This window comes from Flavobacterium sp. EDS, assembly GCF_020991525.1.
Taxonomy (GTDB): domain Bacteria; phylum Bacteroidota; class Bacteroidia; order Flavobacteriales; family Flavobacteriaceae; genus Flavobacterium.
In genome coordinates this window covers 213,012-231,521 of sequence record NZ_JAJMOZ010000002.1, presented here as the reverse complement: position 1 = coordinate 231,521, position 18,510 = coordinate 213,012, and the positions used below count along the sequence as shown (strand labels likewise).

At 31.9% G+C, this 18,510-nt stretch carries 22 protein-coding genes; 10 read left to right on the top strand and 12 right to left on the bottom strand.

All coding sequences use genetic code 11. The features are described 5' to 3' along the window. The first annotated feature begins 4 nt into the window (after positions 1 to 4). From LPB87_RS04080 to LPB87_RS04065, 4 genes are all read left to right on the top strand, one after another. Complete coding sequence (locus LPB87_RS04080) at positions 5 to 391, top strand: hypothetical protein (protein ID WP_230605038.1); 387 nt, start codon at positions 5 to 7, stop codon at positions 389 to 391. 55 nt (positions 392 to 446) lie between these two features. Then, positions 447 to 1,355: a TIGR01777 family oxidoreductase gene (locus tag LPB87_RS04075; RefSeq protein WP_230605037.1), complete on the top strand. Its 909-nt coding sequence runs from the start codon at positions 447 to 449 to the stop codon at positions 1,353 to 1,355. A 195-nt stretch (positions 1,356 to 1,550) separates the two neighbouring features. After that, on the top strand, positions 1,551 to 2,012 hold the full coding sequence (locus LPB87_RS04070) for an SRPBCC family protein (protein ID WP_230605036.1): 462 nt from the start codon (positions 1,551 to 1,553) through the stop codon (positions 2,010 to 2,012). Positions 2,013 to 2,077: 65 nt separating this feature from the next. Further along, on the top strand, positions 2,078 to 2,476 hold the full coding sequence (locus LPB87_RS04065) for a DUF1090 family protein (RefSeq protein WP_230605035.1): 399 nt from the start codon (positions 2,078 to 2,080) through the stop codon (positions 2,474 to 2,476). 61 nt (positions 2,477 to 2,537) lie between these two features. On the opposite strand, the gene LPB87_RS04060 is transcribed toward LPB87_RS04065, so the two are convergent. Continuing rightward, entirely contained in the window at positions 2,538 to 3,353 is an 816-nt protein-coding gene (locus tag LPB87_RS04060; protein ID WP_230605034.1) for a hypothetical protein, read from the bottom strand. 135 nt (positions 3,354 to 3,488) lie between these two features. On the opposite strand from LPB87_RS04060, the gene gcvP reads away from it, so the two are divergent. From gcvP to LPB87_RS04030, 6 genes are all read left to right on the top strand, one after another. Beyond that, the gene (gcvP, locus tag LPB87_RS04055) at positions 3,489 to 6,338 is read left to right on the top strand and encodes an aminomethyl-transferring glycine dehydrogenase (protein ID WP_230605033.1); all 2,850 of its coding nucleotides are present in this window, start codon (positions 3,489 to 3,491) and stop codon (positions 6,336 to 6,338) included. 259 nt (positions 6,339 to 6,597) lie between these two features. Beyond that, positions 6,598 to 7,656, top strand: a complete 1,059-nt coding sequence (locus tag LPB87_RS04050) for a ketoacyl-ACP synthase III (RefSeq protein ID WP_230605032.1) — start codon at positions 6,598 to 6,600, stop codon at positions 7,654 to 7,656. Between the two features lie 159 nt (positions 7,657 to 7,815). Further along, positions 7,816 to 8,337: a class I SAM-dependent methyltransferase gene (locus LPB87_RS04045; RefSeq protein ID WP_230605031.1), complete on the top strand. Its 522-nt coding sequence runs from the start codon at positions 7,816 to 7,818 to the stop codon at positions 8,335 to 8,337. A 30-nt stretch (positions 8,338 to 8,367) separates the two neighbouring features. Continuing rightward, positions 8,368 to 9,216 (top strand): glycosyltransferase family A protein, encoded by an 849-nt coding sequence (locus tag LPB87_RS04040; protein WP_230605030.1) that lies wholly within the window; start codon positions 8,368 to 8,370, stop codon positions 9,214 to 9,216. A gap of 81 nt (positions 9,217 to 9,297) precedes the next feature. Continuing rightward, positions 9,298 to 10,047 carry an ABC transporter permease gene (locus LPB87_RS04035; protein WP_035619715.1) on the top strand — a complete coding sequence of 250 codons (750 nt, stop codon included), beginning with the start codon at positions 9,298 to 9,300 and terminating at the stop codon, positions 10,045 to 10,047. Then, on the top strand, positions 10,044 to 10,805 hold the full coding sequence (locus LPB87_RS04030; protein ID WP_230605029.1) for an ATP-binding cassette domain-containing protein: 762 nt from the start codon (positions 10,044 to 10,046) through the stop codon (positions 10,803 to 10,805). Before LPB87_RS04035 ends, LPB87_RS04030 begins: the two co-directional genes overlap by 4 nt. A gap of 110 nt (positions 10,806 to 10,915) precedes the next feature. Here LPB87_RS04030 and LPB87_RS04025 read toward each other — a convergent pair whose 3' ends face one another. From LPB87_RS04025 to LPB87_RS03975, 11 genes are all read right to left on the bottom strand, one after another. Further along, positions 10,916 to 11,521, bottom strand: coding sequence for a SprT-like domain-containing protein (locus tag LPB87_RS04025; RefSeq protein ID WP_230605028.1), 606 nt, complete (start codon positions 11,519 to 11,521; stop codon positions 10,916 to 10,918). Between the two features lie 103 nt (positions 11,522 to 11,624). Next, positions 11,625 to 12,302, bottom strand: coding sequence for an SDR family oxidoreductase (locus LPB87_RS04020; protein ID WP_129539837.1), 678 nt, complete (start codon positions 12,300 to 12,302; stop codon positions 11,625 to 11,627). A 37-nt stretch (positions 12,303 to 12,339) separates the two neighbouring features. Next, the gene (locus tag LPB87_RS04015) at positions 12,340 to 13,314 is read right to left on the bottom strand and encodes a M20/M25/M40 family metallo-hydrolase (RefSeq protein ID WP_230605027.1); all 975 of its coding nucleotides are present in this window, start codon (positions 13,312 to 13,314) and stop codon (positions 12,340 to 12,342) included. An 18-nt stretch (positions 13,315 to 13,332) separates the two neighbouring features. Further along, positions 13,333 to 13,986: a hypothetical protein gene (locus LPB87_RS04010; RefSeq protein WP_230605026.1), complete on the bottom strand. Its 654-nt coding sequence runs from the start codon at positions 13,984 to 13,986 to the stop codon at positions 13,333 to 13,335. A gap of 4 nt (positions 13,987 to 13,990) precedes the next feature. After that, on the bottom strand, positions 13,991 to 15,025 hold the full coding sequence (locus LPB87_RS04005) for an ATP-grasp domain-containing protein (RefSeq protein WP_230605025.1): 1,035 nt from the start codon (positions 15,023 to 15,025) through the stop codon (positions 13,991 to 13,993). 11 nt (positions 15,026 to 15,036) lie between these two features. Further along, a complete protein-coding gene (locus LPB87_RS04000) occupies positions 15,037 to 15,747 on the bottom strand; it encodes an NRDE family protein (protein ID WP_230605024.1) in 711 nt (236 codons plus the stop codon). Next, the gene (locus tag LPB87_RS03995; RefSeq protein WP_230605023.1) at positions 15,735 to 16,223 is read right to left on the bottom strand and encodes a DinB family protein; all 489 of its coding nucleotides are present in this window, start codon (positions 16,221 to 16,223) and stop codon (positions 15,735 to 15,737) included. The genes LPB87_RS04000 and LPB87_RS03995 overlap by 13 nt, the downstream gene beginning before the upstream one ends. 7 nt (positions 16,224 to 16,230) lie before the next feature. Beyond that, on the bottom strand, positions 16,231 to 16,611 hold the full coding sequence (locus LPB87_RS03990; protein WP_129539842.1) for a DoxX family protein: 381 nt from the start codon (positions 16,609 to 16,611) through the stop codon (positions 16,231 to 16,233). Between the two features lie 6 nt (positions 16,612 to 16,617). Continuing rightward, on the bottom strand, positions 16,618 to 17,076 hold the full coding sequence (locus LPB87_RS03985; protein WP_129539843.1) for a YHS domain-containing (seleno)protein: 459 nt from the start codon (positions 17,074 to 17,076) through the stop codon (positions 16,618 to 16,620). Between the two features lie 6 nt (positions 17,077 to 17,082). Then, positions 17,083 to 17,679: a peroxiredoxin-like family protein gene (locus LPB87_RS03980; protein WP_129539844.1), complete on the bottom strand. Its 597-nt coding sequence runs from the start codon at positions 17,677 to 17,679 to the stop codon at positions 17,083 to 17,085. A gap of 80 nt (positions 17,680 to 17,759) precedes the next feature. Beyond that, positions 17,760 to 18,437, bottom strand: a complete 678-nt coding sequence (locus LPB87_RS03975) for a Crp/Fnr family transcriptional regulator (RefSeq protein WP_129539845.1) — start codon at positions 18,435 to 18,437, stop codon at positions 17,760 to 17,762. Positions 18,438 to 18,510 lie beyond the last annotated feature (73 nt).

Below are 18,510 nucleotides of genomic sequence, written 5' to 3'. Positions count from 1 at the left end.
CACCATGGAAACTACAAAAATTTTAGTCGGTTATGCAATCTATTTACCAATAGCACTTTTCCTTACCTATTATGTTTCTAAAACTTTATTCGCAAACGGAAAAATATACATGTTAGACATTTTTAGAGGGAGAGAAGAAATTGCCGATGCAACAAATAAACTTTTTGAAACAGGTTTTTATCTACTTAATCTTGGCTTTGCATTAATGATATTAAGAATAAGCGAAGACATTAGTAACTATCAAATCTTAATTGAAGCTTTAAGTTATAAAATAGGAAGTTTTTCTATTTACCTCGGTTTAATGTTATTCCTTAATTTGTATTTCTTTTTTAGAGGAAAAAGAAAAGCCAGAGAAGCACAACAAGAAGACAGATTAGTTTTAAAAGTTTAATTGATAACCAAACCTAGCAGGTTTTAAAAACCTGTTAGGTTTAATACTTCACAAAATGAGTAAGCTTATTATCGCAGCTGGAACAGGTTTTCTAGGACAAGTTTTAGTCAATCATTTCAAAAATAAATTTGAAGAAATTGTAATTCTCACCCGAGGAAAATCACAAACCATAGATGCAATTAAATACGTTAACTGGAATGCAAAAACTTTTTCTGGTTGGGAAAATGAGCTTGAAGGCGCAACGGCTTTAATTAATCTAGCAGGAAAATCTGTAGATTGTCGTTATACCAAAGAAAACAAAAGAGAAATTCTATTATCTCGAATAGAAAGTACCCGAATTTTAAACAAAGCTATTTTAAATTGTGTAACTCCACCTAAGCATTGGCTAAATTCATCAACAGCTACCATTTATCGATTTTCATTAGATAAAGAAATGGATGAAACTACTGGCGAAATTGGAAATGATTTTTCTATAAATGTAGCTTTATCTTGGGAGAAAGCATTCTTTAAAACAGAAACTCCAAATACATTAAAAACTGCTTTAAGGACCTCAATAGTTTTAGGAAAGAAAGGCGGTGCTTTAATTCCGCTTAAAACCTTAGCCAAAATTGGATTCGGAGGGAAACAAGGAAAAGGAAATCAATTTATTAGTTGGATCCATGAAGACGATTTTGCAAATGCAATAGATTTTATACTCCAAAAAGAAATGATTGGGATTGTTAATCTTGTTTCTCCAAAACCGATTCGTGATGCAGACTTTATGAAGAAACTTCAAAGAAGTATTGGTTTTCCTTTCGGGATCCCACTGAATACATTTCTGCTTAAAATAGGAGCTTTCTTTATTCGAACACAACCCGAATTAGTTTTAAAAAGTCGAAATGTAATTCCGAAAAGGCTTATAGAAAGTGGATTTAAATTTAAGTTCGATAATATAGAAGTTGCTTTTCGAAACCTATTGAATTAAAACTTTGTCAAAACATGAAGCTTTTCCACATGCAAATTTCAACAATCTTGTCATTTCGACAAGGGAGAAATCTTCTCAAGAAGCTCGACAATCAAAGTCAAATATTATTTTCAAAGTTTTAATCTTTGGGGAGTTACTTACGGAGATTTCTCCCTTGTCGAAATGACAAGATTGAGCAAAACACACGATAAATCAATGACAACAATTCATCTTACAACAAAAATAAAAGCACCAAAACAAATCGTCTTTGATAATTCCAGAGATATTGATGTTCACCTACGATCTGCAAGTAAATCAAATGAAAAAGCAATTGCAGGCGTAACAACTGGATTAATAAGTTATAATGAAACTGTAACCTGGCGAGGAAAACACTTTGGGTTTTACTTAACACACAAAAGCCGGATTACTGCAATTAATTTTTACGACTACTTTGTAGATGAAATGGTTGAAGGAAAATTTAAATCATTTAAACACGAACATTTTTTTGAAGAAGAAAATAGGCAAACAATCATGACTGATAAATTACAATATGAAACTCCGTTTGGGATCTTAGGACAATTATTTGATGATTTATTTTTAAAGAAACATTTAATTCAATTCCTTTTAGAACGAAACAAAATCCTAAAAGAAGTATCTGAACAAGGGCAACTAAAGTAAATTCCTTACCTTTATAATTATTATGTAGTGTGAATAATTACTAAAACAATTTTAAAAATAAATATATGTCAGTAAAAACAAAAATTTTATCAGTAGCCTTTTTTGCAATCACATCTATGGGGTTTGCACAAACTAATTGTAAAGAATTGAAAGGATGCGAAAGAAAATTATGTGAATTGAACACAAAATTAGAATACGCTAAGAAAGCTGGAAATCAAAATCAAATTAAAGGTGTTGAAGAGGCAATAGCTCAAACTAAAAAGAACTGTACTACAAAAACAGTTGCCAATGACCTTGACAAAAAAGTAAAAGAAAAACAAAAAGAAGTTAAGGAAAGAACCGATGAGTACAACAAAGCGGTTAAAAATCAAGAATCAAAAGAAAAAATCAACAAGAAAAAGAAGAAATTAGACGAAGCTAAAGCTGAATTAAATAAAGCTCTTGCGGATCAAAAAACGAAATAAGATTTGTCATACATATCCAAGACCCGATGTTAATGCATCGGGTTTTGTGTTTACAGCTATTTTATCCACAAAACACAACCATCAACCACCAAAAAATCGGAATACTTTCTACCCAAAAAGAGGTATAATATTTAGGTCGTTTTTCATTTGCAAAAACAATAAAAAGCGACAAAACAAGAACCATGATTAAATTAATCACCAATTGATTTTTATCAAAATTAGATTTTAAAAACTCCAAAAAATAAAATGGAATCAAAAGTAGTAATCCTAAAACTTTAGTTCGCTTTACTCCTATTTGCTGTGGAACAGTTTGCAAATGCGGATCATCATTTGCTAAATCGATAATCTCAAAAATCAATATAAGTACAAAGACTAAAATGAGACGCTGCACACATTTTAAATAAAAATCGGATGTAAAAGCAATTTCGGCATTTATCAATGGTAAAACCAAAGTAGCTCCAACCCAACAAAGCGCTACAATATATATCTTAACTCCTGCCCAATTTCGGGCATTTTTTCGATTTGGGAAAAAAGGAAGTGTATAAAGTGCTGTAATTGCCAGAATTCCAACCGAAACAATTTGAGTAATCCTCTTTAATTGAAAAAAATAATAACCAACCAATATAAGAGAACAAAAACTAAAAACTGCAATAATTTTTAATTGATTTCCTATTGGTAATCTCTTTACTCGAACCAAGGCATCGTATTTCACAAAATTATAGCCGACAATTGTTCCAAAAAAAACAAATAAAGAGATTGATTCATCATACTCAATACCAAACATATGGAATGTTAAACGCACTAATGCATAACATGATAAAGCAACATGAATACTACTTATGATGTAAAAATTAATTAGTTGCGTAATTACCCTCATAGAACAAAAATAATCAATTATTAAGAAATCAACCCTTTAGTTGTAAATTTCACAAAAATTGCCACTGAAAATAGCAATTAAATTATTATTAATACTTAATTTTGCAGCACTAAAAAACAACACTTTTACTACTATATGAAAACAGATGCTTTTGCTTTAAGACACATTGGGCCAAGAGAAACGGACCATCAACATATGTTGAAAACAATCGGAGTTGAATCTATTGAACAACTCGTTTATGAAACGCTTCCAGATGACATTCGTTTAAAAGCACCATTAAACTTAGATCCTGCAATGACAGAATATGAGTTTTCAAATCACATACACCAATTAGGAAATAAAAATAAGGTTTTTAAATCATATATTGGTTTAGGATACAACCAAGCAATTGTTCCAGCTGTAATTCAAAGAAATGTTTTCGAAAATCCAGGATGGTACACAGCATATACACCTTACCAAGCTGAAATTGCTCAAGGTCGTTTAGAAGCAATTCTTAATTTTCAAACTACAGTTATTGAATTAACTGGAATGGAAATTGCAAATGCATCTTTATTAGATGAAGCAACTGCTGCTGCTGAAGCGATGGCTCTGTTATTTGATGTAAGATCAAGAGATCAAAAGAAAAACGAAATCAATAAATTTTTCGTTTCTGAAGAAATTTTACCACAAACATTATCAGTTTTACAAACTCGTGCAACACCAATCGGAGTTGAACTAGTTATAGGAAATCACGAAACATTCGATTTCTCAACAGCTTATTTTGGAGCAATCCTTCAATATCCTGGAAAACACGGACAAGTTCATGATTATGCAGCTTTCATTGCTAAAGCAAAAGAAAATGAAATAAAAGTTGCTGTTGCAGCTGATATTTTAAGTTTAGCAAAATTAACTCCTCCAGGAGAAATTGGAGCAGCTGTTGTTGTAGGAACTACACAACGTTTTGGAATTCCGTTAGGATATGGCGGACCACACGCTGCTTATTTTGCAACAAAAGACGAATACAAGCGAAGCATGCCAGGACGTATCATTGGAGTAACAATTGATACTAACGGAAACCGTGCTTTACGTATGGCATTACAAACACGTGAGCAACATATAAAACGTGATAAAGCAACTTCAAACATTTGTACTGCACAGGTATTATTATCTGTAATGGCAGGAATGTATGCAGTATATCACGGACCAAAAGGATTGCAATATATTGCAGACAAAGTTCATGCTGCAACTGCAACTCTTGCAAATGAATTAAAAAAGCTAGGAGTAGAACAAACCAATACTGCATTCTTTGATACAATCGTAGTAAAAGCCGATGCTAAAAAAGTACGTACAATTGCAGAACAAAACGAAATTAACTTTTACTACATCGACGATAACACAATTTCTATTTCATTAAATGAAACAGTAAGTGTAGCTGAGGTAAACGAAATCATTTCAGTTTTTGCTACTGCTACAAATCAAAAAGCAACAGCAATTGATAGCTTAACTAATACAAATCATTTCCCAGAGCATTTAAAAAGAACATCATCATTTTTACAACATGATGTTTTCAACAAATACCACTCAGAAACAGCTTTGATGCGTTACATCAAAATGTTAGAGCGTAAAGATTTAGCTTTAAATCATTCGATGATTTCACTAGGTTCTTGTACGATGAAGCTAAACGCAGCTGCTGAAATGTTACCATTAAGTAACCCACAATGGAACAACATTCACCCTTTTGCTCCTCTTGATCAAGCACAAGGATACCAAGAAATGTTGAAAAAACTAGAACAGCAATTAAACGTTATTACCGGATTTGCTGGAACTACTTTGCAACCTAACTCTGGTGCACAAGGAGAATATGCAGGACTTATGGTTATTCGTGCGTACCACCAATCAAAAGGAGATCACCATAGAAACATTGCTTTAATTCCATCATCGGCACACGGAACAAATCCTGCTTCGGCTGCAATGGCTGGAATGAAAGTTATTGTTACAAAAACTTTGGAGAACGGTAACATCGACGTAGAAGATTTACGTGAAAAAGCAATTCTACATAAAGATAATCTATCTTGTTTAATGGTAACTTACCCTTCTACACATGGAGTTTACGAAAGTGCTATTAAAGAAATTACTCAATTAATCCACGATAACGGTGGTCAGGTTTATATGGATGGTGCAAATATGAATGCTCAAGTAGGATTAACAAATCCTGCTACAATTGGAGCTGACGTTTGTCACCTAAACTTACACAAAACTTTTGCAATCCCTCACGGTGGTGGTGGACCAGGAGTTGGACCAATTTGCGTTGCTCCACAATTAGTTCCATTTTTACCAGGGAACCCAGTTATTGCAACAGGAGGAGATCATGCAATTACAGCTATTTCTGCTGCTCCATGGGGTTCAGCTTTAGTTTGTCTAATTTCTTATGGATACATCTCTATGTTAGGAGCTGAAGGTTTAAAAAGCGCTACTCAGCATGCTATTTTAAATGCTAACTACATCAAAGAAAAATTAAGTGGTCATTACGATACTTTATACTCTGGAGAGATGGGTCGTGCAGCTCACGAAATGATTCTAGAATGTCGTCCATTTAAACAAAAAGGAATTGAGGTTACTGATATCGCAAAACGTCTAATGGATTACGGTTTCCATGCACCAACGGTTTCTTTCCCAGTAGCAGGAACTTTAATGATTGAACCTACTGAAAGTGAAAACTTAGAAGAATTAGATCGTTTTTGTGAGGCTATGATTTCTATTCGTAAAGAAATTGAAGCTTCAACAATCGAAGATAAAAATAATGTCTTAAAAAATTCACCACATACATTAGCAATGCTTACTACAGATGTTTGGGATTTTCCATACACAAGAGAACAAGCGGCTTTTCCATTAGATTATATTGCTGAAAACAAATTCTGGCCAACTGTACGCAGAGCCGATGATGCTTTTGGAGATAGAAATTTGGTTTGTAGCTGTGCTCCTATTGAAGCATATATGGAAGAATAAAAATAAAAACAAATCTTACAAATGCCTCGATTAATCGAGGCATTTTTTTTTATCCTGTAAAATACCTATAAAAATAAATTTTCAAGCCAGCACAAATTAATTCACAAAAACACAATAAACAACACAAATAATCAGAATATAAACAAATATTTTAACGAAAGATAAATTATTTCATAATTATATGCACGCATAGTAAATATTATAGTTGTAATTATAATATTATTTCTAAATTAGCCTAAATTATTAGGAAAACTGCGTAATGAAAATAAAAATAACTGGAATAGGAAGTTATATTCCACAAAAAGAAATAAGGAATACAGATTTTAACGAACATGTATTTTTAAATGAAGACGGAACTCCTTTTGGTTACCCAAATGAAGTTGTCATCAATAAGTTCAAAGGAATAACAGGTATTGAAAACAGACGTTATGCAGAAGACAAATATACATCTTCCGATTTAGCCTATTTTGCTTCACAAAAAGCAATAGAGAATGCTAATATCGATCCAGAAACGCTTGATTACATCATTTTCGCACACAATTTTGGCGATGTAAAATACGGAACAACTCAATCTGACATATTACCGAGTTTAGCGACACGCGTAAAAAATAAATTAGGAATTAAGAATCCAAAATGTGTTGCATATGACATTCTTTTTGGATGTCCAGGATGGATTGAAGGCGTGTTACAAGCTAATGCTTTCATTAAATCTGGCATGGCAAAACGTTGCTTAGTAATTGGAGCCGAAACGCTTTCTAGAGTTGTAGATGATCATGACAGAGATTCTATGATTTATTCAGATGGAGCTGGCGCATCAGTTATCGAAGCTTCTGATGATGAAACTGGTTTATTATCATACGAAAGTGCCACTTTTGCAAATGATGAAGCCGGATATTTATTTTTCGGAAAATCATACAATCCCGATTTAGATCCTGATACCAAATACATAAAAATGTATGGCCGTAAAATATATGAATTTGCTTTAAGCCAAGTTCCTGCAGCTATGAAAAGCTGTTTAGACAAAAGCGGTATTGCAATTGATGATGTCAAAAAAATTCTGATTCACCAAGCAAACGAAAAAATGGACGAAGCTATAATTCATCGTTTTTATAAACTACATGGCAAAACTCCTCCAGAAAACATCATGCCTATGTGTATTCATGATTTAGGAAATAGCAGTGTAGCAACAGTTCCAACCCTTTACGATTTACTATTGCAAGGAAAAATAGAAAATCATGAAATCAACAAAGGTGATGTTATCATATTTGCTTCAGTTGGAGCAGGAATGAATGTTAACGCATTTGTATACAGACATTAATTCGTTTTCATGAATTAACCAGTCACAGTTTACAATATGCTAAACTAATTACTCGACTGAAAACTAAAAAAGTCCGCATTTTAAAATGCGGACTTTTTAGTATATTTGCACCCTAATTAAAACTAAGAACGAGAGATTGCTTCGTTCCTCGCAATAACTATGTACGAAAAAACATTTCCGAATAAACGATTCAAACATACTTTAGAATTTCTAAAAAAGCATATCACAACATCCGAAACCGTTTTAGACTTAGGAGTTGAAAATCCGTTTTCAAAGATCATGAAAGCTGAAGGTTTTAAGGTAAAAAATACCACAGGAGAAGATTTAGATATCGACCAGACAGTATTTTCTATCGAAAAACAAGATGTGGTTACCGCTTTCGAAATCTTCGAACATTTGCTAAATCCATTCACTATTTTAAACGAAATAAAATCAGATAAACTATTCATCTCGATTCCTATGCGTTTATGGTTCTCACCAGCATATCGTAGTAAAACAGATATGTGGGACAGGCACTACCACGAATTTGAAGATTGGCAATTAGATTGGCTTCTTGAAAAAACAGGCTGGAAAATAATCGACAGACAAAAATGGACCAATCCAGTAAAGAAAATCGGAATCCGTCCTTTATTGCGAAGCTTTACAAATAGATACTATATTGTTTACGCAGAAAGAAAATAATTTTCAGTATCAGTTTTCAGTTTATTAAATATGAAATATTACATTGTTATACCGGCACATAACGAGCAAGAATATATTGGTTTAACGTTGCAGTCATTAATTTCGCAAACCGTTTTACCAAAAAAAGTTGTTGTAGTCAATGACAATTCTACCGATAAAACGGAAGAAATTGTATTGAATTATGCCAAAGAAAATCCATACATCTCATTGGTTAACAAAACCTCGAGTGCTATACATTTGCCAGGAAGCAAAGTAATCCAAGCATTTCACAAAGGGTTTGAAACACTCGACGAGGATTATGATATCATTGTAAAATTAGATGGAGATTTAATTTTTCCTCCAAACTATTTCGAAACTGTTATTTCTCACTTTCAATCCGATCCAAAAATCGGAATGGCAGGAGGTTTTTGCTACATAGAAAAAAATGGAGATTGGATATTAGAAAATCTAACCGACAAAGATCATATTCGTGGTGCACTAAAAGCCTATCGAAAAGAAACTTTTCAACAAATTGGAGGCCTAAAACCCTCAATGGGCTGGGACACAGTAGACGAATTGCTTTGTAAATATTACGATTGGAAAATAGTTACCGATTCTTCTTTACACGTAAAACACCTTAAACCAACTGGTGCTAATTACAGCAAAACAGCACGTTATAAACAAGGTGAAGCTTTTTATACTTTAGGCTATGGTTTTTGGATCACTGCAATTGCATCTGCAAAACTAGCAATGATGAAGAAAAGACCTTTTCTATTCTTTGATTACATTAAAGGATTTTTGAAAGCAAAAAAAGCAAAAACACCATTATTGGTAACCGATGCACAAGCAAAATTCATTCGAAATTATCGTTTGAAAAAAATGAAAGAAAAGCTTTTTTAGTTCAAGCAATCAAAAAAACTATAAAATCTAAACCGTAAACTGGCAACTATTTTCGTAATTTAGCCCATATTCGTAAAAACTATGATGCTCATTCGTTATTTATCCCAAATAGGAAGATACTTCTTGATGCTTAAAGAAATTTTCAATAAACAAACCAAATGGTCTGTTATGAAGAAACTAATCTTTAAAGAAATTGATGACTTAATTATTGATTCCCTTGGTATTGTTTGTTTCATTTCATTCTTCGTAGGAGGAGTTGTTGCAATTCAAACCGCATTAAACTTAACAAATCCATTAATTCCAAAATACTTAATTGGTTTCGCAACCAGACAATCCGTTATTTTAGAATTTGCCCCAACATTTATCTCTGTTATTATGGCAGGAAAAATGGGCTCTTTCATCACATCGAGTATAGGAACTATGCGAGTAACCGAGCAAATTGATGCGCTGGAAGTTATGGGGGTCAATTCATTAAACTACCTGGTTTTTCCAAAAATAATTGCTTTACTACTATATCCTTTTGTAATCGGAATTAGTATGTTCTTAGGAATTTTTGGTGGTTGGCTAGCTGGAGTTTATGGCGGTTTTACGACCAGTGATGATTTTATAATGGGAGCACAAATGGAATTTATTCCGTTTCATATTACTTATGCTTTTATTAAAACGATAATATTCGCCATGCTATTGGCAACTATTCCATCTTTTCATGGCTATTATATGAAAGGTGGTGCACTAGAAGTAGGAAAAGCAAGTACAGTAGCATTCGTTTGGACATCTGTATCTATTATCCTTTTTAATTATATACTAACACAATTGTTATTAGGCTCATGATAGAAGTAAAAAATATAGAAAAATCATTTGGCGACAGCAAAGTACTTAAAGGCGTTTCGACCGTATTTGAAACTGGAAAAACAAACCTAATCATTGGGCAAAGTGGATCAGGAAAAACGGTGTTATTAAAAAGTTTATTAGGTATTCATGCTCCAGATTCTGGAACAATTGAGTTTGATGGTAGAGTTTATTCAGAACTAGATCCAGATGAAAAAAGAGAATTACGTACCGAAATCGGAATGGTATTTCAAGGAAGTGCCTTATTTGATTCCATGACGGTTGCCGAAAACGTTGCTTTCCCTCTTAAAATGTTCACGACAGATACTGGATCTAAAATTCAAGACCGTGTTGATTTCGTTTTAAAAAGAGTAAATCTAATTGATGCACATAAAAAATTACCGTCGGAAATTTCTGGAGGAATGCAAAAACGTGTCGCAATTGCTCGTGCTATTGTAAATAACCCTAAATACTTATTTTGTGATGAACCAAACTCTGGTTTAGATCCAAATACTTCGACTTTAATTGATAACTTAATTAAAGAAATCACCGAAGAATATAATATCACAACCGTAATTAATACGCATGATATGAACTCGGTGATGGAAATCGGAGAGAATATTTTATTCTTAAAAAATGGTGTAAAAGAATGGCAAGGAACAAAAGAAGAGATTTTTATAACTGATAATAAAGCTATTGTAGAATTTGTTTATTCATCAAATTTATTCAAAAAAGTAAGAGAAGCTTATTTAAAAGGATAACCTTTCGATAAAATTCTAAAATAAATTACAAGCCATTTAGAAATTAAGATAATTTTAAGATTCAGTTCTTAAACTTAATTTCTAAATGGCTTTCTTTTTTACCAATAAAACTAGCTTTTTACTGGCAATAACTCTACTTCAGCATTTGGATTAAAAAGATAAGTCCTCCCGGAGCTTATTTCGAGACATTCAAAACGCTTGGTCCTAACGGCCATCTTCTTAAAAACTTTCCCATTATGGATCCTAAAAACGCTTCCAAATGGTATTTCAAAAATATAATTCTTATCGTTTTCTTTGTCATATTGTTTTAAAGCCAATGACAATGTTGCATCAGTGTCGCTACTTGCTGTAGGATTTTTAAAATGTTTGGCTAACAATGGTAATAAATGACTCGGAAAAATCTCCGGTCGTATAAATGGAACCATTAACCGCTGGAAAGAATATTTCCATTCATCTCCATGAGGTTTAATATTTCTTCCAAATTTCTCGAAGGCTACCAAATGAGAAATTTCATGAATTAGTGTAATCAAAAACTTGTATTTATTTAAGCTAGAATTCACAGTAATTTCATGTTTACCGCTTGGCCCTTTTCTATAATCACCATGACGTGTCTGACGCTCATTTACGATTTTCAGATGAACTTGATTGGCAACAATCAAATCAAAAACAGGGTTCACTGCATGTTCAGGTATATATTTAGCTAAAGTTTGGCTCAAAACAATTTAATTATGAATTATAAATTACTAGTTATAAATTCTTATTTGTGATTACGATATATCGCTTATTACTTTCACTCAAAACTTATAACTTATAATTTGTTTACGGATTCGTAGAAGAAACCTCCAACACTTTTCCGTTAAAATATTTATTCCCATTAAGGGTAAAATCGTAAATGTATGTTGCCATTCCCTCTGCCGAAATTGGTGCCTGATATCCTGGAAAAGCTTCTTGCAACATTTCTGTTTGAACAGAACCTAATGCCAAAACATTAAATGAGATTCCTTTTTCTTTGTATTCTTCAGCCAATAATTCTGAGAGTGTAATTACGGCTCCTTTACTAGAACTATACGCTGCAAGTCCTGCAAATTTAAGACTACCGCGAACACCTCCAATAGAACTTATTGTTACCACATGACTTCCTTTTTGAAGATATGGCAAACAAACTCTAGTTAAATTGGCTACTGCAAAAACATTTACTTTATAAATATTTTCAAAATCGGCCTGAGTAGTTTCTGCAAAAGGCTTTAAAAGCAAAGCTCCAGCATTATGCACCAATGCATCTACTTTTTTCCAAGTCGAAGAAAGAAATTCGTCTACTTTGTATAATTCAGACTCATCAGATAAATCAATAGAAAGACAAGTCACATTAGAATGTTCCAAAAGCAATTGAGGAATTTTTCTTGAAATTGCCAATACCTGATGTCCAGCATTTGCAAATTGCAAAGCCAATTCATAACCTATCCCCCTGCTCGTACCTGTGATAATAATATTTTTCATCTGGCAAAAATAAGGAAAACCAATAAAAAAGCATAGCTTATTTAGTCATGATAATCTCTTTTGTTGGAGAACTTGCCATATGCGTCACCGCAGGCAAAAATTCTTGAATAAATGAAGTCATATGTGGTACATCCATCACTTTAAATTCATCCGAAACATGATGGTAGAACTCAAAATTTTCGAAATCAAATGTACTTATAGATTGGCAAGGAGCATTAAATGCTTCGTAAAAAGGAAAATTATCTGATCTGAAAAACAATTTGTATTCGGCTTCTTTGGGTAAAAACCCAATAGTTTTATCTCCAGTATATTCATTGATTTTTGTTGCCATATTCGATTTATCAAAACCTGTAATATAAGCTAAAAAATCACGCTTCATTGGCACACCAATCATTTCGATATTTAACTGAGTATATAAATTAAAGTTTTGGCTTTTAAGTTTTTTAGCCAAATGTTTAGAACCCAAAAGTCCCTTTTCTTCTCCTGCAAAAAATACAAATAACACACTTCTTTTATTCGATTTCGTTTGACTAAAATACTTAGCCATTTCAGCAACTGCTACAACTCCAGACGCATCATCATTAGCACCATTATTTATAAAATCGCCATTAAGCCCTTTTTTATCAATACCAATATGATCATAATGTGCACTTAAAATCACAAATTCTTTTTTCAAACTAGGATCTGTTCCTTCTAAATATCCAACTATATTATATGCTGGGGCTTTAAACGTAGATAAAGTATCTCGATAAGAAGAAAAATAAGGTTTCACATTATTACTCTTAAAAAAATCTTCTAGATAAACAGCTGCTTTTTCAATTCCTTTTGTTCCAGTTTCCCTACCTTCTAATTCATCTGAGGAGAGATATTTTAAAGCCGAAGATACTTCACTCTCTTTTACTTTATAATCAATTACTAATTTTGGATTTGACTGCGTTGCTTCGATTGCAACTTGTGTATTGGTTTTACACGCAAAAAAAATAAACGGAAATAAAAAGAATAGTTTTTTCATTACTGTGGTTTGATTTAGCTAAGTTTTAAGCTTTACATTAAAATATTTATTATACACTTTAAAAGTCTGAACACCTGCCAAGACAATAAAAAACAACGGAATAAGAATTGACATCACATAGTTAAAAACATATAATGTATTCTTAAAAATGAGTTGCAATATTAAAATAAGGCTTAGCATTCCTAAAAAAACTCCAATTAAAGTTCCTGCAATATAATAATATTTATAATTCTTTTCTATAGAAATAAAATTCTCATTTATTAAATACAAATTCCACCCAGTCCAGAAAGGCAATTGCAAAAAATTAAAACAATTAAGTAAAACTCCAATAACAAAAGGAGAATACATTATATTTCTCTCTATGAAACTATCGTTATTTATAGTTGTATCAGCATGAGCATAAAATGAATAAGACAGAATCAGCATGAAAGCAATTGCAAAAAAGTCTATCCCTTTCATTAATTTTCTATTATTCACCAGCTGTTTTGCAAATAATAGCGTAAAGTAAATAACGAATGATTCTACAAAAATGATCCCTAACAGAAACAAAAACAAATTATGAAATCCTGTTTTATTATAGATTTCAAATCCAACTAAGTTTAGATATCCAAGCGGAATTGAGCCTAAAAAACTAACCACAAAACCTACCGAAATATTCTTAATCCGTTTCATCGTTTCAAAAATTTACGATTTTATTACTTTGTGCCAAGTGCAATCGATATTCATTTATTCCAGTTTTATAAGCCAAATACGGCACTCCTTTTTGGTGATTTGCAATACTTATTTCATACATATAAGTAATATGTCTCGCGAGTTCTTTCCATGCAAACCATAAGGAATGCTTTGGGTCATAAATATGCGTTGGTTCACTCGCTGCTCCATTTAATTCAACAATCGAAAAGTTTTCTCCTCGTTCTAATTCTTCTAAACTATTGTACATGATATCAAATCTCCCAAAATAAAACTCTGGAATTTGCATACAAATAGCATTAATTGTTTGAGTAAGTTTAGGAGTAATCCAGTGGCTTCCATCTAAAAATTTTGCCCCTCTGGCATGGTTCCCAAAAGGCATTAAATTAAGCTGTTCACCTGTAGGCAAAACTCGTTGTAATGATGTACCGTATTCTTTTCTTAAAGCATCAAGTTGTAGCTTATATCTAGGAACTTCATTTATTAACTCTTCGATAGTTGCAACGCCATTACCAATGACTATCAGAAATTCTTTAGAAACAATTCCTGTAATTTTACCTGTTTTATCATTGGGGTGACGAACATAGAATATTCCAATTTCATTTTCAAATGGAATTATATCCTGCAATAAAAAATCAAAATTTGCTTTTGTCGCATATTCCTTCAACTCCTCAACAGATTTAATTTTTTTCACACCTGAGCCTCGTAACCCTATATCTGGTTTTGCGATTAATGGAAACCGAATTTCTTTTTCTACAATTGCAGCTACAATATCTAACAGAACAGATTTCTCCTTAATTAAAACAGTTTTAGGATAATATTTTTTTGGAATCAAATCATAAATTGCTTTTTTGCTTTCCATCATAAATCCACCGTTTTTAATTCTCGGATTAGATGCATTAAAGAAAAATATTGACTTTGCTTTGATGGCATAAAAACCCCAAAGAAAATAAATAGGTATATACAAAATCTGAAATGGCCAATATTCCCAATTGCCGATTTTATGAAAAAACAGTTTCATCCTTTATAGTTTTAAATTGTAATAAATGATGTTAGGTAGTCGAGATTTATAATTAAATCATAATACCCTAGCGTCACTTTATTCTTTTCGACTACAGTTTGAGTAATACTCAATGTTTTTAATTTGTTGTCACGATTAATAACTAATCCGTTTTCTTTATTATCTTTTTCAGTGTATCTATGAAAGTCTAGCATTTCTAATGCTGAAATTTCATCTTTACCTGTTAAGAATGAAGCAAACCAGCTGGCTCTTTTCTCTCTTATTTCTTCTGAATATAGAGTAACAGAAGACCAAATATGATTTTCATTCGCATTCAACTCTATCGTTTCTTTTTGAAAACCATCCCAACGCAACTGAAAAAGCTTGTTTTTCTCATATAAAACCAATGTAAAAGGTTCAATATTTTCTAAATTTATTACACTCCAAAAGTCTTTTGGTGATTTGTGTTCTATAATATCCAAAACAATTAATCCACGACTTTTTCGATAAGGTAATTTAACTTCATGTTTTACTGAAGCACCATTTAAGAGCACCAAAGCTGTTCCTTCATCGTCTAATACGTACCAAGTACCTCCTGCTTTTGAATCTTTTGGAAAAATCAAATGCTTCCCTTTTCTAATATAATTCTTAGGCGGAATCGCACTAAGTCGCACCACTTTTTCATCCCGATTAGAAGTCAGAATAATTTTTCCTTTACTATTTACAAAAGTTACTGTACACATTGTTTTCTATATTCGATTGTAGAACGTGCTACACCAAAATTTTTATCTAATACAACATTATCACACTGAAAAAGAGCCACTTTTATCAACGCTTGATGATGGATGCAATGTTCTAAGTTGTACAATAACTCTCTATAATAATTACTCTGGATTCTGAACGTAAGACCGTTAATATTCTGTTCCAAATAAATTATTTTATTATCACTTTTTAAACCTGATTTTACATCAAGAACGAATTGTTTCGCAAATTGTATTTTCGTCTCAATCCTTTTATCACGTTCTCTATTATCATAATTTAAAATACCAGAATCGTAACTATTTTCAAGACATTGAAACATTTCAAGAATATGTCGGATATGCTCTCCAATGCTTGAATCACTTAGAACTCCGTAAGGTTTTGAATATTCTTTATCCGACAATTGATCTAACAAATTTGTTAACTCATCTAAACTGTGCTTTATTGATTTTAACAACATGACGATTTCATTTTAAAAGGGTAAGTATTTTATTTCTATTTAGATAAAGTAATCCCAAACAACAAATTAATGTAGTTAGAGCAAGCCAAAAAAGGAGCCCTCCATCACCTTTAACTTCAATTCCTAAAACAAATAAATGCGAAAGAATAGCACCAATCATAATACCACATCCGCCTAAAGCTCCTAGCCACGTTGTTTTAGGAATTAAAGTTAGAATCGCAACAACCAATTCAGCAATTCCAGTTCCAATTCTTCCATAAGGTTCAACCTCTAAAGTCGAGAAAATATAAATACTCTCAGGTGCACCGGTAAACTTAAAATACAAAGTCTGCAATAGAATTGCTGAAGCAATTATTCTTAGAATCCAAGCTATGTGTTTCGTTTTCATCCTTAATTATTTATATATCCTCTTCCAATTATTCTCTGCTTTTGCTTTTAAATTTATTTCATCTTCATTCCATCTTTTCAAAGTATTATTAAAAAAAGCATTGTAAAATAAATAGAGTTTCTCATCAATGATTTTAAACGTTTCAGGATTTATTTTAACCTTATCTCCCGAATCTCCCATTGCAAAAGCGCACCATCCACCAAATTGTGGTTCAAATACCGTAGGATTTTTGATAAAAACATCTTTATTTGTAGCCGATGAGAATTTATAAGTAACTCCCATATAAGATGTTTTAAAATCATCTTTACCTTTTATAGCTTTATTTTGCTTAAAATAAGCCACAGGATCATAACCTTGTATAGCAACTTTATTATCTAAATTAAACTGAGTAATTCTTTTCGCATCATTTTGTGAAAACATAGTAATCGATACTAAAACAAACACTATTGCAACTATCTTTTTCATCTTACTTTATTTTAAGTTTTTTGCAACTGCAACCAATAATTCAGTAGATATGCGGTGTTTAAAATCTGGTGCTATATATTCAAATTGAATCTCTCCTTCTTTATTTAAAATAAAGACTGAAGGTACTGGTAAGAATAACTTATTACCTCCATTAGAATGTACGTTTAAAATTAATTTATAGTTTTCTGGAGCTTCAAAAACAATTCCCATTGCCTTTGCTAATTCTCCTTTGCTATCAGAAAGCAACAAATAATTCAGTTTATCTTTTTCTTCAGTGATTTTTAAATTATTAGACGAGTCAGAACTTATAGCGATAATTTGATATCCTAAATCCAATAGTTGTTTTTCGGCTTCAGCCAAAGCTGATAAATGAGCATTGCAGTAAGGACACCACCCGCCACGATAGAAAACTAAAATTGTTTTCTTCTTTTTAAATAAATCTAAAAGAATAATATCTTTATTCTCTGATGATTTTAAAGTAGTATTTGGAATTTTTTCACCTATTAATAAAGGTGAAATATCCGTTGCCAATTTGGGCATCATGCTTTGAGCATGTATTATTGAGCTTATTGCCACTAAAGCAATGCAAATTATTTTTTTCATAGTCTTACATTTTAATAATGTAAAGCTACTTCGGTATTGCAAACCAAAATGTCGGCTAGATTACAGTTCTAATAAAATAATTATAATTTAGTAATATCCTGTATTATAATTTCTTTTCGATTGTAAATTAAAAGCTTATTTGTTTCTAATTCATTAATCAATTGAGTTGCCGTTTGTCTTGAAGTACAGATAATTTGTGCAATATCGTTTTGAGTTAAATAATTCTCGATTGTTACTAAGTTTCCAGCCTTCACTCCTTCTTTTTCAGCCCAATCTTTTAAGAACTGAATCAATCTCGTTCTGGCATCTTTAGAAATTAAGTTGGAGTAGTTATTTTTGATACGTTTCATCTTCAGCCCAACAAATTTTGTATATGATAGTGCTAAACTCGGATTTCGCAATAATAAATCCTCAAAATCCGACATTAAAAAACTACAAATAGAAACATCTTCTGAAAGCACTTTTGCATATTCATTTGCTTCCTTATCAGTCTCTAAAGTCAGTTCACCAAACAGATCTCCTTTCTGAATAATATCTTTTATAGTTTCATTTCCTTGTTCATCAACTGCAACAATTTTGATATTTCCTTTCTTCAATAAGAAAATACGAGGCAAATCAGAAGAAGAGAAATAAATAATCTCCCCTTTTTCTGCTTTTTTAAAACCTGTAATGATACACAATTGTTTTATTTGTCCATAACTTAATGTCCGGAACAATTTGTGATCACGCAAATACCAATATTTTAAATCTTCGTACATAATATCCAATCTAGGATTGTAAATGTAATTAATTTTAAATTTTAAAAACAAAACCCTTTCGAAGTCATATTAT

Bases quoted from the DNA above. Each gene is read 5' to 3' on its own strand.
- LPB87_RS04040 (WP_230605030.1), top strand. From the start codon at position 8,368: ATGAAATATTACATTGTTATACCGGCACATAACGAGCAAGAATATATT.
- LPB87_RS04060 (WP_230605034.1), bottom strand. From the start codon at position 3,353: ATGAGGGTAATTACGCAACTAATTAATTTTTACATCATAAGTAGTATT.
- LPB87_RS04035 (WP_035619715.1), top strand. From the start codon at position 9,298: ATGATGCTCATTCGTTATTTATCCCAAATAGGAAGATACTTCTTGATG.
- LPB87_RS04005 (WP_230605025.1), bottom strand. From the start codon at position 15,025: ATGAAACTGTTTTTTCATAAAATCGGCAATTGGGAATATTGGCCATTT.
- LPB87_RS03995 (WP_230605023.1), bottom strand. From the start codon at position 16,223: ATGTTGTTAAAATCAATAAAGCACAGTTTAGATGAGTTAACAAATTTG.
- LPB87_RS04080 (WP_230605038.1), top strand. From the start codon at position 5: ATGGAAACTACAAAAATTTTAGTCGGTTATGCAATCTATTTACCAATA.
- LPB87_RS03975 (WP_129539845.1), bottom strand. From the start codon at position 18,437: ATGTACGAAGATTTAAAATATTGGTATTTGCGTGATCACAAATTGTTC.
- LPB87_RS04020 (WP_129539837.1), bottom strand. From the start codon at position 12,302: ATGAAAAATATTATTATCACAGGTACGAGCAGGGGGATAGGTTATGAA.
- LPB87_RS04075 (WP_230605037.1), top strand. From the start codon at position 447: ATGAGTAAGCTTATTATCGCAGCTGGAACAGGTTTTCTAGGACAAGTT.
- LPB87_RS04010 (WP_230605026.1), bottom strand. From the start codon at position 13,986: ATGAAACGGATTAAGAATATTTCGGTAGGTTTTGTGGTTAGTTTTTTA.
- LPB87_RS04045 (WP_230605031.1), top strand. From the start codon at position 7,816: ATGTACGAAAAAACATTTCCGAATAAACGATTCAAACATACTTTAGAA.
- LPB87_RS04065 (WP_230605035.1), top strand. From the start codon at position 2,078: ATGTCAGTAAAAACAAAAATTTTATCAGTAGCCTTTTTTGCAATCACA.
- gcvP (WP_230605033.1), top strand. From the start codon at position 3,489: ATGAAAACAGATGCTTTTGCTTTAAGACACATTGGGCCAAGAGAAACG.
- LPB87_RS04070 (WP_230605036.1), top strand. From the start codon at position 1,551: ATGACAACAATTCATCTTACAACAAAAATAAAAGCACCAAAACAAATC.
- LPB87_RS03990 (WP_129539842.1), bottom strand. From the start codon at position 16,611: ATGAAAACGAAACACATAGCTTGGATTCTAAGAATAATTGCTTCAGCA.
- LPB87_RS04015 (WP_230605027.1), bottom strand. From the start codon at position 13,314: ATGAAAAAACTATTCTTTTTATTTCCGTTTATTTTTTTTGCGTGTAAA.
- LPB87_RS03985 (WP_129539843.1), bottom strand. From the start codon at position 17,076: ATGAAAAAGATAGTTGCAATAGTGTTTGTTTTAGTATCGATTACTATG.
- LPB87_RS04030 (WP_230605029.1), top strand. From the start codon at position 10,044: ATGATAGAAGTAAAAAATATAGAAAAATCATTTGGCGACAGCAAAGTA.
- LPB87_RS04050 (WP_230605032.1), top strand. From the start codon at position 6,598: ATGAAAATAAAAATAACTGGAATAGGAAGTTATATTCCACAAAAAGAA.
- LPB87_RS04000 (WP_230605024.1), bottom strand. From the start codon at position 15,747: ATGTGTACAGTAACTTTTGTAAATAGTAAAGGAAAAATTATTCTGACT.
- LPB87_RS03980 (WP_129539844.1), bottom strand. From the start codon at position 17,679: ATGAAAAAAATAATTTGCATTGCTTTAGTGGCAATAAGCTCAATAATA.